Annotated in this window: 10 protein-coding genes and 5 pseudogenes; 8 read left to right on the top strand and 7 right to left on the bottom strand. The window is 59.8% G+C overall.

Translation table 11 applies throughout. The annotated features are described in order from the left end of the window. The 5 genes and pseudogenes from AC0L2R_RS33080 to AC0L2R_RS33060 all read right to left on the bottom strand — a co-directional run. Window positions 1-255: pseudogene (locus AC0L2R_RS33080) on the bottom strand (hypothetical protein); the annotation flags it as partial. A gap of 945 nt (window positions 256-1,200) precedes the next feature. Next, window positions 1,201-3,060 carry an ABC transporter ATP-binding protein gene (locus AC0L2R_RS33075; protein WP_473513956.1) on the bottom strand — a complete coding sequence of 620 codons (1,860 nt, stop codon included), beginning with the start codon at window positions 3,058-3,060 and terminating at the stop codon, window positions 1,201-1,203. Window positions 3,061-3,957: 897 nt separating this feature from the next. Continuing rightward, a pseudogene (locus AC0L2R_RS33070) lies at window positions 3,958-4,068 on the bottom strand (phenazine biosynthesis protein PhzF); the annotation flags it as partial. A gap of 132 nt (window positions 4,069-4,200) precedes the next feature. Then, a pseudogene (locus tag AC0L2R_RS33065) lies at window positions 4,201-4,442 on the bottom strand (Tn3 family transposase); the annotation flags it as partial. Window positions 4,443-5,230: 788 nt separating this feature from the next. Next, window positions 5,231-6,319 carry a LysR family transcriptional regulator gene (locus AC0L2R_RS33060; RefSeq protein ID WP_473513954.1) on the bottom strand — a complete coding sequence of 363 codons (1,089 nt, stop codon included), beginning with the start codon at window positions 6,317-6,319 and terminating at the stop codon, window positions 5,231-5,233. Between AC0L2R_RS33060 and AC0L2R_RS33055 the strand changes: the two genes are divergently transcribed. From AC0L2R_RS33055 to AC0L2R_RS33020, 8 genes and pseudogenes are all read left to right on the top strand, one after another. Further along, window positions 6,275-7,261 carry an NAD(P)H-dependent flavin oxidoreductase gene (locus AC0L2R_RS33055; RefSeq protein ID WP_473513952.1) on the top strand — a complete coding sequence of 329 codons (987 nt, stop codon included), beginning with the start codon at window positions 6,275-6,277 and terminating at the stop codon, window positions 7,259-7,261. The two genes, AC0L2R_RS33060 and AC0L2R_RS33055, sit on opposite strands and share 45 nt — an antisense overlap. A 262-nt stretch (window positions 7,262-7,523) precedes the next feature. Continuing rightward, window positions 7,524-8,669, top strand: a complete 1,146-nt coding sequence (locus tag AC0L2R_RS33050; RefSeq protein ID WP_473513950.1) for an MFS transporter — start codon at window positions 7,524-7,526, stop codon at window positions 8,667-8,669. Between the two features lie 60 nt (window positions 8,670-8,729). Beyond that, window positions 8,730-8,912, top strand: coding sequence for a tautomerase family protein (locus tag AC0L2R_RS33045; protein ID WP_473513948.1), 183 nt, complete (start codon window positions 8,730-8,732; stop codon window positions 8,910-8,912). After that, window positions 8,878-9,183 (top strand): tautomerase family protein, encoded by a 306-nt coding sequence (locus AC0L2R_RS33040; protein ID WP_473513947.1) that lies wholly within the window; start codon window positions 8,878-8,880, stop codon window positions 9,181-9,183. The genes AC0L2R_RS33045 and AC0L2R_RS33040 overlap by 35 nt, the downstream gene beginning before the upstream one ends. Window positions 9,184-9,284: 101 nt before the next feature. Next, a complete protein-coding gene (locus AC0L2R_RS33035; protein WP_473513960.1) occupies window positions 9,285-10,025 on the top strand; it encodes an alpha/beta hydrolase family protein in 741 nt (246 codons plus the stop codon). Between the two features lie 776 nt (window positions 10,026-10,801). Continuing rightward, a pseudogene (locus AC0L2R_RS33030) lies at window positions 10,802-11,225 on the top strand (IS6 family transposase); the annotation flags it as partial. Continuing rightward, window positions 11,217-11,849: an IS1595 family transposase gene (locus AC0L2R_RS33025; RefSeq protein WP_473513958.1), complete on the top strand. Its 633-nt coding sequence runs from the start codon at window positions 11,217-11,219 to the stop codon at window positions 11,847-11,849. The pseudogene AC0L2R_RS33030 and the gene AC0L2R_RS33025, both read left to right, overlap by 9 nt. A 449-nt stretch (window positions 11,850-12,298) precedes the next feature. Then, a complete protein-coding gene (locus tag AC0L2R_RS33020) occupies window positions 12,299-13,111 on the top strand; it encodes a TIM barrel protein (protein WP_473513945.1) in 813 nt (270 codons plus the stop codon). A 708-nt stretch (window positions 13,112-13,819) separates the two neighbouring features. On the opposite strand, the gene AC0L2R_RS33015 is transcribed toward AC0L2R_RS33020, so the two are convergent. Together AC0L2R_RS33015 and AC0L2R_RS33010 are read right to left on the bottom strand one after the other, a co-directional pair. After that, window positions 13,820-15,961: a S46 family peptidase gene (locus AC0L2R_RS33015; protein ID WP_473513943.1), complete on the bottom strand. Its 2,142-nt coding sequence runs from the start codon at window positions 15,959-15,961 to the stop codon at window positions 13,820-13,822. A 970-nt stretch (window positions 15,962-16,931) separates the two neighbouring features. Next, window positions 16,932-17,075 (bottom strand): annotated as a pseudogene (locus tag AC0L2R_RS33010) (YggS family pyridoxal phosphate-dependent enzyme); the annotation flags it as partial.

Below are 17,075 nucleotides of genomic sequence, written 5' to 3'. Positions count from 1 at the left end.
AGCTGGTAAGGGGATCAGGCCCGAAGCGTTCGACGTCCTCGGGCGAAAGCGGCGGATTGTTCGTGCCCATTGTGATCTGCCCCTGTCGTAGACAAGCTCGTTGGCCTTGAGCCACGTGTAGCCGACGCCACTAAGAAACACGAGGCTCTTGTCGGGCGCTGCATAGATGGTCCGATCCGCCGCCGTAGCGACGGCAGACAATGTGCAGACGGTGGCGAAAGCAAGAGTTGCAACTGATGATGTGCAGCGATTCATGGGGCGGCCTCCTTGGCCCCCCAGGGATCGGGATAGCCCGTTTGTGATTTTCCGTTAAACGTCGGCGGCTCTCAGCGCCTGTACGCGGGGAGTTGTTTGTCGCCTCGACCATTCCTGGGCATTGGTGCAAAGACGTTGAACTCCGATGCGATGTCGAGGACGGCTTTGGTCATTGCCCTTTGTCTGGTGCGCACCGCGCTCGTTGCCCGTTCTACATGGGTAGCGGTGGGCTGCCTTGAGCTGGATCAGTTTTAGGGCGAACGGCCTTGGTTGAATTCCGGCTCGCGACCCCGTTGCGGGGCCAATTGCAGTGGCATCGGCAAACGAGCCACCCCCCGGCCCTGCCGGTCATGCGTTCGCCGACCCCAATTCCCGAAGCTCGTCGAGCATGGCGACGTCGAGCCGGTTGGGGCAATCTGCCATGCGCCCCTGCTCCTCGGGGTGTTGCCTGCGCCGTTGCGGACCAGAGGCCGCGATAGCACCGGCGCAATTAACCAGCGGTGTTGCGTCACCCAACTCTTGTACCACGCCTTGTGACCCGGTCCGGATTGCACCAGACGGAGTTTCCAATGCGTTTTTCGACTCGGCTCACCCCTCGTATCGTAAGCTTCTGTGTCCTTGCACGTTCGGGCACCGCCTCAGCAACGCGCTTTGTGTCCCGCGTCCAATCGTCGACGACAGTGAGGATGGGAACGGTCGGAGACAAAGTCGAGCGATCACCACTGCTTAAGACTCGGCGGTACCAGCATCGGCACGGCCGCGGGCGGTCAGCTTCTCGCGATAGAACCGAAGAGCTCTTGTGGCAATCTCGTCGCCCATTCCCACACATTTGCGACGGAGGCGGCGAAAGCCGAGATTTGTCTAACGCGAACATGCCCGCTCTCTACGACAACAGCCAAGCATTGCGAGCAGCGCGGAGCCGTGACGAACGACCTTCCAGTCGGCTTATCTCTCCTCGGAACTGTCGGCAATGTGGCCGCCGGTCTGCCGCCGCCACAGGCGGGCATACAGGCCGTCGCGTTTGAGTAGCTCCGAGGGGGAGCCCTCCTCAACGATGCGCCCTTTGTCGAGCACGACGATCCTGTCCATGCTGGCAATCGTCGACAGGCGGTGGGCAATGGCGATCACCGTCTTGCCCTCCATTATAAGCTCGAGTTTTTCTTGGACCGCCGCCTCGGCTTCACTGTCCAGGGCAGAAGTCGCCTCGTCTAGAAGGAGGATTGGCGCGTCCTTAAGCAGCACCCGAGCGATGGCGACCCGCTGACGCTGGCCGCCAGAAAGCTTCACCCCGCGGTCACCGACGAAAGCATCGTAGCCGGTGCGGTTTTCGCTGTCCTTGAGATCGGCCACGAAACCGTCCGCATCGGCCAGCATTGCGGCGCGTTCGACCTCCTCCGGCGAGGCATCCGGCCGGCCGTAACGGATATTGTCCCCGACAGAGCGATGGAGCAACGAGACATCCTGGGTCACGACCCCGATATTCTGACGCAGGCTTGCCTGCGTCACCGAACGGATATCCTGGCCGTCGACGACGATTGCGCCATCGTTTACGTCGAAGAACCGCAGAAGCAGGCTGACAAGCGTTGACTTGCCGGACCCCGACATGCCGACGAGCCCGACCTTCTCGCCGGCGCGGACCCTGAGCGATAGATTCTCGATTACCCCTTTTCCTTGCCGGTACTCGAACCGGATATCTCTGAACTCGACCGCGCCGGCGACAACGGCCAGCGGCCTGGCTCCGGAGACATCGGTTACCGTTGAAGGCGTGGTGATGACCGGCATCGCGTCGCGTATCGTGCCCACAGCCTGGAATATCTGCTGTCCTAGCTGGAGAAAGGCCAGGGAGTTGGCGTTGAGCCGCTGAACGAGTGCGATTGAAGCAACAAATTGGCCGGTGGTGACAAAACCGGCCACGAGTCCCCAGAGCCCGACGGCGATGTTGGTCAGCGAAAGAAGTACGTTCAGCAGGACGACGCTGGTGTCGCTTGTTAAGTGAATGCGCCGTTCAAGCTGTTGCGTCTCAATGGCATCTCCCATGATGGTGCGCATTGCGTCCGCCTCGCTGTCTTCGGCCGCAAACAGCTTGACCACGTGGATGTTGCTGTAGAGGTCGGTCATGGCGCCGACGACGAGGCTGCGCGCGCGGGCAGAGTGGCGGGACCGCACGGCAAAATATGGCACTGCCACAACCGCGACTGTGACGTTCGCCACGATCCAAAAAAAGACCGGAAGCGCCAGCGGCCAGGACAGCGTGGCAAGCAGCGAAAGCGAACCGAGAAACTGCACGAGAAAATACGGTATGCTGGAAGACGCTACGACGATCTGCTGCTGCACGGCGGCGGCGAGTTGCGAAATGCGCGACGCCACCTGGCCGGCGAAGAGATCGTGGAAGAATGCAAGGTCCTGACGTTCGACCGCCTTGTAGCCATGCCATTGCATAGCCGCGGGCATGCATACGGACACTGCCTGGGAACCCAATGTCTTGGCGATGAACATCAGCAGCGGTTGCACGGGGAACATCAGCAGGCCGAGGAACGTGAGCATAGGCCAAGCTTCCTCAAGGAAAACCGCCGCACCGTTCCTGCTCACCCCGTCCACAATGATATACATGCCCCAGATCACCGCGAGGTTGATTCCCTCGACCGCCATCATGAAGACGGCGATGGCCGCCAGCACGCCACGGAACATGCGTGCGAAATGCAGAAGCAGCGCAAACGGACCTGTTGCCGGCAAAGGCGCGTAGGGGATATCCAGCGGGCGGATAAGCGTCTCAAAGGGGCGATAGATGAAATGCGAAGGCGACATGGCGGGTCAAACCGGCTGATCAGAAGAATGGGTGGGCGCATCGGAGGAGTGCGAGAGCGCGCGCCCCCTTAACTGCCAAGCGCAGGTTCCTCGTCTACACACAATGCGTTCCCGGCGCGCTTCGAGCGGACCACGCAAGGCTGAGGGGCGCACTTGAATGAACATGCGCACTGTGGCCACGTTCGAGAGCTGCATAGGGTGGCCCTCGTAGTGCTGGTGGACGGCTTGGCTGAAGGAGGCGCGATCTATAAGGAGGCGCCGCGGCTGGCTATAGCGTTCCAGCTCCCCAGGTGTGGCTGGGTTCATCGTCCTGTTCTGGCCGTCTCATTGCGGGCATCGAGCACGCTCCTGGTTGATTTCTCGGTCCTCCACGACGCCCTGCCGACGTCTCACTTACGAGATCAGCGCAATTTCCGTGCCGGATTTGCGCTCCGTTTCGTTCCACCGCTTGCTCGCCAGCCGGTGCTTGGCTGTAACGGCCAGCGGGTGGGGCTCCGACACTCTTGTTCAGTTTCGGACACAAAAAGGTCGCTATAGACATGCTCGGGAAGACCGGATGGAACCTCGAGCATGTAATCGTCGCACCCGAGCCGAATTTCATCCTCACCGGCTCCCGACCAGGGCGCTTGCTGAAAAGAGCGCTTGCTGCGCCAGCCATGAGTTCGCGGTAACCGCCGCAACCTTTTTCTGATATCGACCTGCGGGTTCACGGAAGAAGCCGATCCCACGCGTCGCGCGATCGAGCGACTGCCGATCATCTGCGGGGAGGACATTCCCTCACGACCTGATCTTTGAATCGGACATTTCGGTCGAACGAGTGCAGGAGCTACTCCATGACGGCGTTTAGAAGCCGGGGTCGCTAGGCTGTCGCTGAAGATCGACCACGTTGCGAAAGAGCGGCAGTTTCGCCAGATCGAACTCGTCGAAGGTCGGGCCGTCGTGCTTGCTCACCGCGCAACGCACCGGTCCGATATTCTCCTCCAGCACGAAGATGCCGGTCGCCTCGCCAGGAAGTTCAGCACCACTGCACTGATGCGATTGCAGTTAAAATGAAGAATCCGAGCTACGCCATTCTCGCAATAAACTGCCAAACCTGATTCAACGACTGCGTTCTCACTATTAACTGCCAAGCGACACTTCGTGGATTTCGCGCCGGAAGGCTTCCGAGCCGAGATAGCGGTGAGAAAAATGGTCTTGATTGCCTTGCCGAGTTGGGCCAGCGCCCTGTAGCTTGGGCGCTGCACGCTCGCCCGCGCAAAGCGGCGCAGGATCGATTCCGCATCGGCCGTGCGGTGCTGCAGGGCCGCCGCATATTTGATCAATTCGTCATACTGCTGCTCGATGAGGTTCCAGTCGATCGCCCGTGTCAAGATCGGCAGAAGGCTCGCGCGCCATTTCGGTGTCGGGCACCCCGCACTTCATCGGCAAGAGAACGGGCGACGATTCCGGCCACGGTCGCCAACCATCTGGTGGCGCACCGCGACGGTCCGGCTCTTATGCCAGGGCGAACTGGGGAGCACATGCGCCCCCTGCCATGACGCACGCATCCAGAAGGAAGAGGTGAGAGGTTACGCGAAAGGGTGTGATGGAGTGGGAGGCGCATCGCGTTCGACCATCCGTGGATTCGGCAGCCTTGATTAAGGTCTGCGACGTCTGACCAAGGCCATCCATGGCGGAGTGCTCTCGCTGAGGTTAAAGGCAGCCTCTTCGGCTTCGTACCGGGTCAGCCCGGTGAGCGGCCGACCGTATCTCTCGGCGGGAAGCCCGGTCAGGCTATCGATCACAGACCACAGCCCTGGTTCCGACGGCAGAATCTTGTAGCGCCTCATCGAGCCCTCGCTTGCTAGAAGCACAGAGAACTCCCGCTTTACCGCAATGTTCCGCAGTGCAGCATCAAAATGTTGCGACGCACTATGAGGGATGCAGTTCATATGACGGGCGGGGGCCTTTTGGCGCGCTGCCCGGCTGCCGGGTGCTGGTCGCCGGCCCGGCCGGCCTTGATAGGGCAGCTCTGGGGCTTCGACGTGTCACGCAGCTCGGCGTTCCGGCTCGAGCGGCACGGCCAGCTCGTGTATGCGCGCATTGGGGCAAACCCGCCGGGCGATATCGCAAAGATGCTGGTGATGCGTCAGATAGATCTGACTGACCCCTTGTTTTTGCTCCACCTTTCTTAAGCCCGCTGCAGTTGTCGGGCCGGCTCTGGTCCTGCCGGCTGAGGCCGTGAATGCGCCTCAGACGCCACCGCCATGAAAGCCTGAAGTGCCGCGGAGAGATACTCGTCGCTCCGCGTCACAAAAACAGTCGGCGCCGACCGCAGATTGTCAGGTAGCGGGTGTATGATGACCTGTCCGTCGGCTGCCGCATCCTGAACGACCCCCCGAGGTAGCATGGCCATCCCTAACCCGGCGGCGACGCAGCCGATGATCCCGTCCATTGTTCCGAGTTCCATCCAGCGGACATGCGTTACCCCACACGCCGCCAGGAACATGTCCATGCGCCGGCGATAGGAACAGCCCGATCGAAAAGCGAGGACCTTCAGAGCCGGCGATGCGGCCAAGGCCTTCAGATCCGAAAGCTCGCGAAACCGCGGCGAGGAGATCACAACGAGCTCCTCTTCGACGATCGATAGGCTCTTCAGTTCGGGATGAGCGATGGGGCCGGAGACGAACGCGCCATCCAGTTTGCGTCCGACGACCTCGCTGACGAGCTGTTCCGTCGGGGCAGCCTCCACCAGTACGTCGACCTCTGGATATTCTGCAGCATAGCGGATCAGGATCGGTGGAAGGCGAAGCGCTGCAGTGGTCTCCATGGAGCCGATCCTGAGTAAACCGCACGGCGTACCGCGGTCTGTGACGACGCGCTTGGCTTCGTCCAGAAGCTCTCCGACGCGCTCGGCATAGGGAACGAGCTGAATGCCGGTGGCTGTCAGTGTAACCCCTCGCCTGGACCGATGAAAAAGCGGAGCACCGATTTCCTCCTCAAGCGATTTTATTCTCGCGGTGACGTTGGATTGCACCGTGTTGAGCACACCGGCAGCCCCTCCGATACTGTTTGCTCTCACCACCGCCTGGAAAAACCTGAGGTCGGCGCTGTTCATCGGCCATCTCCTTTTCAGATGAAAAACATCTGATCTAATCGTTTGTCTTAAGTCAAGTGTCGCAATAGCGTCAAAGAAAAATTTCCGGGAACATTCCTCAAACTGGGAGAAGTATTGATGACGATACGAACGCGTCTGACAGAATTTTTCGAAATCAAGCATCCCATCATCCTTGCCCCGATGACACCGGCCGCGGGTGGCGCGCTTGCGTCCGCCGTCGCCGACGCCGGCGGTCTGGGCCTGTTGGGTGGGGGATATGCTGATCGTCAATGGTACGAAACAGAGTCGTCGCTGATCACCAATGAACGCGTTGGCTGCGGGTTCATCGCCTGGGCAGTTGAAGCCGACCTTGATCTGTTTGACCGCGCACTTGCGGAGCGTCCGTCCGCGATGATGCTTTCGTTTTCGGATCCGGCGAAGCTCGCGGCACGGGTCAAGCAGGCGGGTGTTCCGCTGATTTGCATGATCCACACACTCGAACATGCCCGGCGCGCAATCGACGTTGGCGCCGACGTTCTTATTGTTCAGGGGACCGAGGCCGGCGGCCATGGCCTGGTCGCGCGGTCAACGATGCCCTTCGTTCCCGCAGTCGTGGATCTGGTGGCAAAGATTTCGCCTTCTGTCATTGTCGTGGCGGCAGGCGGCATTGCCGACGGTAGGGGCCTGGCCGCTTCGCTGATGCTCGGAGCAGACGGGGTCCTGATGGGAACTAGGTTCTGGGCTACGCGAGAGTCGCTCATCCATCCGGCAGCCAAGGACAAGGTAGTCGCTGCCTCTGGCGACGAGACAATCCGGACTTCCGTCTACGATATCGTCCGTCAGAAGGCCTGGCCCGCTGGCTATACCGGCCGACTGCTCAAAAACGGCTTCATCGACAAGTGGCACGGGCGGGAAGAAGAGCTGCGCACGCTGCATTCCGAAGAATTGTCGAAGGTCGAGGCGGCATGGGCCTCTGGCGACTATGACACGGCCAACGTGACTGTCGGTGAGGCGGTGGGCCTCATCAACGATCTGCCGTCGGCGAAGGACATCGTCCGCCGAACGGTGCGCGAGGCAAGCGAAAGACTTGGCGTCTACGCATTCGATCAGCGCATCGCGAACTGACTTACCACGGCCCTGATGAGAGGGCCGACTGCTTTCAAAAACATAAAGGGGAACTGCAGCATGCAACAGCTACAGGAAAGGGGCGACTCCGCCCAAAAACCAGGACCGTCGTCCTTGCATCAAGCGCCGGCACGGTCATCGAATGGTATGACTTCCATCTTTACGAAGTCTGGCGATTTTCTTCTCAACGCTCTTCTACCCTGCCAATGAACCGACGGCAGCTGTTCTGATCAGCGTCGCAACCTTTGCCACAGGCTTCCTCGTGCGCCCATTGGGAGCCCTGCTGTTCGGCAGCATCGGCGACCGCGTCGGACGCAAGAGCACGTTCTTGATGACGCTCATTCTGATGGGCATTGCGACCGCGCTCGTCGGCGTCTTGCCAACCTTTGAGACCGCGGGATATTTCGCGCCGATCGCTCTTGTGGTCCTTCGGCTCATCCAGGGATTGGCGATCGGCGGCGAATACGGCGGCGCCGCCGTTTACGTTGCAGAACACGCACCGGCGAACCGGCGCGGGTTCTTCACGAGCTTTATCCAGACAACGGCAACCGTTGGCTTTTTTCTGGCGATTGTCGTCGTGCTTACGTGCCGGCTGTCGCTCGGCGAAGAACTCTTCAAGCAATGGGGTTGGAGAATTCCGTTCCTGCTATCATCGGTTTTGATCGTGCTGTCCCTTTATCTGCGCCTCAAGCTGAGCGAATCCCCGGTATTCGAGGAGCTTCGCAAAGGCGGGAACACCGCAAAGAGCCCAATCCGTGAGAGTTTCGCCACCGGTCATGGCGTGCGTTATGCAGCCTTTGCATTGTTCGGGGCGACCGCCGGTCTGGGGTGCGTTTGGTATACAGGCCAGTTCTACGCACTGTATTTCTTGCAAAGCGTGCTGAAGCTTGACTTCCTGACAGCGAACATTTGCCTTGCTGCTGCTTTGGTGATCGGAACGCCCCTCATCGTTTTCTTCGGCGCCTTGTCCGACCGGATCGGCCGCCGCAAGTTGATTGTCACCGGTTTCATTCTGGCAGCCGCGTTCTATGTTCCAATCTATCAGGGCATCGCCGCCGCCGTCGCTGCCCAGAACTTCGTTTTGGTAACAGCGCTGATCGTCGCCCAACTCGTTTTCGTAGGATTGGTCTATGGCCCTATGGCAGCTTTCCTCGTCGAGCTCTTCCCGGCGAAATTGCGCTACACCTCGCTCTCGCTGCCCTATCACATCGGCACAGGCGTGTTTGGCGGCTTTGTTCCCCTCATTAACCTGTCGCTGGTTGCCTACACGGGCAACATCTATGCGGGCCTGGCCTATCCCATTGCGATCGCGATCATGAGCGCAGTCGTAAATGTTCTCTGGTTCCCCTGCGCGCTGGCTGGGGAACCCGAGGCTGCCCCAACCGGCCTACCGGCGAGGGCAATCTGAATATTCACCGGGACGCCGAGTGCGCGTCCCCGCCCTCTTTCCTATTTCCGAGCACGACCCATGCCGCTGATAAAAATTAACCTTCTGAAGGGCCGATCGCCTGGGGAGCAGGACAAGATCCTCGACTGCATCCATGAGGCGGTGGTCAGGGCTTTCCATGTACCGCCAGCCGATCGCTATCAGATCCTGATCGAACACGAGAGATCGCATGTGCGCGCGGAGGATACCGGTCTTGGTCTTTAGTGACAGGCTGATCATTATCGAGGTGATCTCGCGAGCGTGGTCAACTGACGACAAACAGGCCTTCTATCGTTTCGTTGCGGCAGGGCTTTTGTGTGCGATCGACCCTGCAGATGTTGTGGTCAGTATCGTAGAAAATGGTGACGCGGATTGGTCCTTCGGCCTTGGTCGAGCTCAATTCATAACCGGCGAGCTTCGCGGAAATCAGGCATCGCGGCGGGGAAAGACGTCAATGTCTAATGCCAGTCCGATACGGCCTCGCCATCAGCTTTGACCGGCCGCGCAAATTCAAACAACAAGCAGAGAGCAGCAATGAACAGCTACACCGAACCGTTGCAGCGTCACTGGGAATGCTGATGACAACCAGGCCAGACAATCGTAGGCACGATGGTCAGGCCGGATGATGTCGCGAATCCTCCCGTCATCCTGATGCTTCACGGTTTCACCGGCAGCCGCAACGAATGGAGTTCGGAGGCGGTGAAGGAAGGCCTGTTCGGGCGTGCCGCGCCGGTGCTCGCAAAGAATGGCATCGCTTCGCTTCGGATCGATTTTCGCGGCAGCGGCGCGAGTGACGGCAAGTTCGAAGACATGACCGTCGAAACCGAGATAACGGACACACAAGCAGCGCTCGACTTCCTATCGGCGCATGACAGCATCGACGGCAAACGTATTTCGTTGATGGGAATGAGCCTGGGCGGTGCGGTCACGACAGCAGTTGCCGGCCGGACGAAAACGCCTTTAAAGTCTGTCGTGCTCTGGAACCCCGGCATCAATCTTCCGGCAGCGTTCATCTCCATATTTGGCGAAAAGCAGATGGCGGAAGCTGTGACAGCGGGCGATAAAGTCTATCCGGCCAAGCGCGTCGGAGATGGGAAGGAAATTCCCTTGAAAGGCCGCTTCTTCGAGAGCCTCTACGCGGTGCAGCCTGCCGGCGAAATCTCGCGCTACAAGGGGCCGCTGTTCCTCGCGGTCGGCACGCGCGATAGCATCGTCTTTCCCAACCCGTTCTCGCCAAGTCGTTGCTGGCTTATCACGACGGTCCGGAAGAACTGTGGGCTGAACCCATTGATCATGGTTTCGGCGTTGAACAGAGTGCCAAGACCGTGGACAAGCTGATCTTAGCGACGGTCGCCTTCCTAAAGTCCAACGGCGAATAGCCTGCGCGTCGAACGGCGCTCGCTTGGCCGCCAATGCCGCCGGAATTGGCGGCGTCTTAGCGAAAGCGGTAACGCTCGCCTGTCGGTTATCCTTCATGCAGGATGCTTGCCCGCGTGAACCTGCCCGGTTCCCGAGTACATCCGCCCCGTGACGACCGAAAGAAAAATTCGAGCTGATCGTAGGCCGCTCGCTGGCTGAAACGGCGCGGCTATGATCGCGAGCTGCAACGGCGTACTCTCGACCCTCTCAAGAAGCAGGCGTCCAGACCCAATCAGGATATTACCTTTCGTACCGGCCAGTTGGGAAGAAGTCCGGTCGCACGCGGAAATGATCGCAGGCGAGCGAGCATGTCCTCGACTGGTTCCATATCCCCATGCGCAATGGAAGCCGCTTCCTTCCGCGGCTAACCCGATCCTGCCCCGCAACTGCGCGCAGGATTGCTGGCCGGCGTCGCCATCGTCGAGCGCGCCGGGCCTGCGATGCTCGAGATGCTTCACGCCCGTACGAGGGGAGCATGAGGATTTGTGGGGCGGTCAAGCCGTGCGGACCATTTCGCCGTTCTCGTGATTGTCGTTCGCCATGCCGGGATACCATTGCCGGAAGGTCGACCGCAGGGAGCCATCGAGGGTCTGCGTGCGGGTTTTCAGCAGAAGATGTGCACCGAGGCTGTGTTGCAAAGTCTTCGGTAACCAGGCGCATGGCACGGCCTCTGGTAGTTTCGCCGGAGAGTTCAGATGTTCAAGGGCCGCCATTTCGACCAGTCCGTCATTCTGCTTTGCGTTCGCTGGTATCTGGCCTACGGCTTGAGCCTTCGCGATTTGAAGGAAATGATGGCCGAGCGCGGCATTAGTATCGATCATTCGACGATCCACCGCTGGGTCGTTCACTTCTCGCCCTTGCTGCTGAAACGCTTCAATCGGCGCAAGCGTGCCGTCGGCGGAAGGTGGCATATCGACGAAACCTGTATCAAGGTTCGCGGCCGCTGGATGTATCTCTATCGCCATCGACAGCGTCGGCGACACCGTCGAGTTCTGATTCAGCGAGCATCGTGATCTGCCGGCGGCCAAACGCTTCCTGCGCAAGGTGTTGCAGCGTCACGGCCGCCCCGAGCACATGCTGGCCGATGCGACCAACCTCGGTCCGAAGCGAATGGCGAGCGCGTCCAAGGGCATCAGCGCGCACCAGATCGGCTGGATGCGCACCTTCCACGCGCGGTCCGAGACCTATCGCGCGGCGCAAGCATGTATCACCGATGCACACACCCGACATCCGCATTCTCGACTGTGGGGCAACGGAGCCGCGGTCGTGACCGGTCTCTCAGCGCGAGCAAGCGAACGCGTCATTGAAGCGCAGATCGAGTCGAGAGCTCATTTGATGAGCGACGAGTGGAAAGCATTCATGGCCATTGGTGAGAGCTTTGCCAAGCACGAGACCGTGAAGCGTTCCAGTGATGAGTATGTTCGCGATGCCGTCCACGTCAATTCGGTAGAGGGCTTCAACTCCCGCGTCCGCCGTACCATCGCCGGCGTCTTTCATCATATTGGCCCGCAGCATGCCGACCTGTATTTCCACGAGGTTGGCTTCCGATGGTCACAGCGCGTGGTATCCGGGAGCGCCGTTCGGAAAACCCGGTATGGTCTAGAAGTCTTGAGGACCATCTGGTCGCGCGTGCCGCCGGCGCTGCAGCTACTGAGAGTTTTTCGCGTCGCCACGGGGCGTCAGATGCGCCGTAGCCTGGGTGGAGGAATCATCATCAAATCAACCGTAGCTGCCTTTGGTTGATAAATGCCTCGTACGATTTTGAGCAGTTCCTGTTCCGACCCCATCATGCGAAGATCGTGTGACTGTCCAAGTTTTGGCAAAACGAGAGGCATCCCACAGATGGGGCACTCGGCTGCTGCGGGTCACCTTCGACGACAGTCACACTTACTGATCTCGATTTGATTGTTGAACCTCGGTCTTAACAGCAGCAGTGCTGACCTCAAGCTCCTTAACCGATGTCGAAATGAGTTTGGCCGCATGGCACGCGCAAGCGCAGCACCCTGGCCAGCCATTGTGCTTCAATCCGTGCTGTTTGCTCTCACAACCGCCTGGAAAAACCTGAGGTCGGCGCTGTTCATCAGCCATCTCCTTTTCAGATGAAAAACATCTGATCTAATCGTTTGCCTTAAGTCAAGTGTCGCAATAGCGTCAAAGAGAAATTTCCGGGAACATAGAAGGAAAGCCAAGCCATGCGCCAAGCAGCGCCCCGCTTTGCACTCGACCACATGGCGGCGCCCGGACTCGACGTCAGGGCACTTTTCGCTTTTGCCCGTGACCAGGGCCTGACCGATGTCCAGATCCGCAGCCAACAGCGCAGCAATGCTATTGCACGCGGCATGCCGGCGGCAGACGTCCGCTCTGCCGCCGCCGAAGCAGGCGTTGGGATTATTTCCATCAATGCCTTGCAGCGCTTCAATGAGTGGACACCCGCCCGCAAGACCGAAGCGAGCAAGCTCGCCGATTATGCGGCGGCCTGCGGAGCCAAGACGCTCATGCTAATGCCTGTCAACGACGGCTCCTGGCCCGCCAATGGCGAGCGCCGGGGCGATCTCCGCTTTGCCTTGAAGGCGCTCAAGCCGATTCTCCAGTCGCGCGGCCTGATCGGTCTCATCGAGCCGCTGGGCTTCCAGAGCTGCTCGCTTCGATCGAAGAACGAAGCGGCTAAGGCCATTGCCGCCATTGATGGCCAGTCCGTCTTCCGCCTCGTGCACGACACGTTTCATCACACGCTCGCCGGGGAGACGTTCTTCTCCTGCGACCTGACCGGTCTCGTGCACATTTCAAGAGTGAACGATCCAATCCACTGGATCTACCCGGATCGCGTCCTATTCGGTTCCGACAATGGCAGCCAGATCCGGGCGCTGCTTGATGGCGGTTATGCGGGCCCCTTCTCATTCGCACCGTTTGTCGACGCAGCCCACCCGCTGGACGATCTCGCCGGCGCACTTGCCGCGAGCATCGATCTCGTCCGACAAGGGCTATTGACGCGAATGGCGGCATGAGACGCGGGAGTAAATCAGGGGTGCCTGAGACGGCTTTTGGCGTCCCGCGGAGAAGTCATTCGAGACGCCTACTGTAACAATATCTTTCGCATCCAGATGCTTGCCGCATCACTGTTGTGAAGGGCGATCTGTGCCTGAGACCATCCGCGGATCGTGCTAAAGGCCTGCACGATAACCTCAACACGTCTCTTGAGGCCATGCTCAAGAAAAACCGCTCCTCGATGGAGGGCTTCAGCTCGGACCCTGAGTAGTGCGATTAAAGAACGTCACTTCGCTGGTCGAACGGGTGAACCGCTTCTATCGAGTCGTCGCCCGTGGCGCTTCCATTCCCTATGCTGCCTTCATTTCGCGGTCCTCGCCAAACTGTTCAGACAAATCAAGCCAGCTCTCCCGGGGACAGACGCCGGCAAGCTGTGCGTGGACTTAGCGAAACAGCCGTCCGCAATTTAGCCCTGTCCAGAGTTTGCGAAACACGCAAAAAAGATGAAAGTGCGATGTTCAGGCGCATCGGTGCCGACTGCACAGAGTTACTTCATTTGAAGTTATGCCAAGGGGAAACGGTATTGGGCAACGGCTCAGGCGCTGGCGAACCTTTGAATGTTGCACATGCATTGGAGCGCCGGCCGATTCGGGCACGATCAACGATCGCTGTGGCAAGCTCACGTCAATGTCCCCGAATTGCCTTTCCCTACCACCAGACTACCCCGCTCAGGAGCGCGACGCCGGCAGCACTCCCATCTCCTTGAGCAACCGGCTAGCGCCGTCAATCTTGTCCATGGTCCAGAGCATGAAGCGACTGTCGACATGGATGCTGCGATTGCGGTCTGCGGCATATGCCCAATCGGAGATCACTCCATCAAGCGTGCCATCGAAGGCGAGGCCGACGAACTCGCCGCGTCCGTTCAGCGTGGCCGAGCCGCTATTGCCGTTGGTGATGTCGGCGGTGGACAGGAAGTCGACCGGTAACGTGCCCAGCGCCGGCGCGGCATAGGGGCCATAATCCTTGGCTCGGATCGCTGCGATAGCCGCATCTGGAGCGTCGAACTCACCCTTGCCCGTTTCTTTGGCCAGAAGTCCATCGGCCGTGGTAAAGGGCATCCAGATCTGCCCGTCGCGTGTTCGCCCCGCCACCTTGCCCCAGGTGATGCGCAGCGAGCCATTCGCGTCGGGATACATCGGCCGGCCGATTGCCTGGCGGTAGGCACGCTGGCCGTGCATATAGATGGCGCGAGCCGCCTGGCTGCGTCCAGCGCGGTCCTTCGCAGCGTGCTTCGCAGCTATGTCGCCGGGATAGAGAGCGACCGCCAACTTGATGAAAGGGTCCTCCGACGCCTCGAAGGCAGCAGCGGGCTTGTCAAGCCAGCCGAGCCGCATTACCGTGTCTGCGAGTTTGGTGTCTGCATAAAGTCGGTCAAGGCCAATTTGGCCCAAAGTGCTTTCGAAAGCAGTATCGCGGTCCTTTGCATCCAGCCGGCGATATTCGTCGAGTGCGGCCTCGAAAAGCTTTCGATCGATGTCTGGCAAATAGCGGCGTTCGATCTGCGTCAGCTGATCCGAGATTTCTTTACGGTCACGATCCTGAAAGCCGCTTTCACGGTCTTCATCGGGCTTCTCGTGCTCCTTTGTCCAGCGATAGAGAGTGCGTGCCGATGACAGTAGTTGCGCGCGATTGAGCAACGCCTGGCGCAGCCTCGCCAGCGAAGCCCGGCTATTCTCGCCCACCATCGCGTCCAGTTCGCGGATTGCTGCGTCAAAGCGCGTGTGCCGCACGGGATACTCAGCGACCCAGGCGCGAAAAGCTTCCTCCTCGGTAGCCTTGCGCGCGTCGAGGCCGATCGCGTCGGCGCCGGCAAGATCGCCCGCCAGCTTCTTCTTGTAGTTTTCCACGCCCCGCCGGATGGAGGCGTAGCGGATCTGCGCTTCGCGATTGCCTTCCGTGGCTTGCTTGATCTGGGCCGCATAATCCGAGAGCAAACGCTGGGACAGTGGTTCGTAGTGCGCGAAGTTGAACCGGACTTCATCGGCGGTGAGGAACCGATTGGTTGCTCCGGGAAAGCCGGCGACCATCACGAAATCGCCTTCTTGCACGCCTTTAGAGGCGATGCGCAGCCAGTTCTTCGGCCGGTAGGGCACGTTGTCGCGCGCATAAGGCCGGGATGAACCATCAGGGGCGACATAGGCGCGATAAAAGCCAAAGTCGCCTGTGTGGCGCGGCCACATCCAATTGTCCGTTTCGCCGCCGAAGTTACCTATGCCGAGCCCGGGCGCATAGACGAGGCGCACGTCCTGAATTTCGAGCTTCTGCTGGAGATGGTAGGAGGCGCCGCCATAATAGGACCCTACGTCGCAGCGGCGATTGGGCTGTTCTTCACACGCGGCGATCAGCGCCTTGCGGTTCGCTTCGAGCCGCTCATAGCGGGCAAAGCCGTTCAGCTTGTCTGAGACGCCCTTGAGCATGTCAGCGGTCACATCCCGCATATCCTCGATCACATAGATGCGGCTGCCGGGCGCCGCAGGCAATTCTTCACCCAGGCTCTTCGCCAGAAACCCGTTGGTGAGATAGTTTTGGCTCTCCTTGCTGTTGTACTGGATGGATTCCAGCACGCAGTGATGGTTGGTGGCGACTAGCCCTTGCGGACTGACGAATGAGGCGGAGCATCCGCCCAGTGAAACGATCGCGTTAAGCGGGGCAGCGCCCAGACGGCTCAGCTGCGCGGGATCGATCTGGAGCCCATCCGCGCGCATGGCCGCGCCGACTTCCGCACTCTGGGCCGGCATCCAGATGCCTTCGTTCGCCGATGCAGCGGTGGCCGTCCAGAGCAAGGCGATGGCACTTACCCAAGCAACCATATCACATTCGCAGTTCATACTGGTGTCTCTCCCATTCTATCTACTGTCTCCGCCGACTGGATCCATGAGCTATCAGACTGGCCGGCGACCCCAGCGCCTGCGCGGCTGCCACTGGGGCTGAGGGGACGGTCAACGCAAACATCTGGATGACGCTCCCCTCACATCGTGTCGGTTGTGTGCAACGTTGCGGATCATCCGTTGCACTAATCGTGCCAAAGGAACAAAGCTTTCAACGAGCTAAATGGTAAGCTGCCTTCCATGTCCGACCTCCGACATTTCGTCGTAGACCCGACACCCTCGTCCTCGCCAGCGACGAAGCCCGCTGCCGAACGGCCGTAGCCTGTCCATAATTGTGAGAGTGCGTTTCTTCACCTAGCCGTATACGCCGAAGACCATGCGGTATCCTGGGCATATCCTTGCTGGTGTTCGCCGATCGGGAAGTGGAGCGACCCATCTGCGAATATCTGAATTATTATCGCCGCTGGAGGCGCCGGGCGGTTCAGGAACTGCTCAGCTCCCGTTCCGCTGTGCCTCTGATGCGACTTTGGGCGAACAAACATCGAACAACGTCAGAACGACTTCGCTCACATGCTGGGATCCGCTATTCGTCATGGGCTCAGTTGCGCCAAGACCCTTCCGAGCCGAGAACCAAATGTGTCGCATTAGGGCCCGAAAGCTGCCTGTCGGCTCACGGGAACGAAGTAGTTTCTAGAAGCGCTTTCAATTAGATCTAGGGAGCACCGATGCGAGCGCTAGCGCACGCCTTTACACCCTAGCTATATGTAGAGCTGTGCGCAGCGTCGTTCGTCGCGATCAGATACATATAAATGCCGGTGCCGCCGAGCCGGCCGACGGAATCGACCTCAGCCGCGATCAGCCGGCAGACCAGTTTCCGTAGCGCGTCAACGTCGACCCGGCCGGAACGATCGGCGGGGGTGATCGGAAAACCAGACAGGCCGTTTGCGATAAATCATGGTTCAATTCCTCGGTCGGTGGGGGCGAAACCCGGCCAGTAGTGGCCGTCAGGCGTCGGCCGTTTGCCGAAGATGGCCTGACCGACGCGCACGACAGTGGCGCCTTCCTCGATGGCTTCCTCGAAGTCTCCGGTCATACC

The sequence above is a fragment of the Mesorhizobium sp. WSM4820 genome, from assembly GCF_055811075.1.
This window is presented reverse-complemented; position numbering and strand designations above follow the sequence as displayed.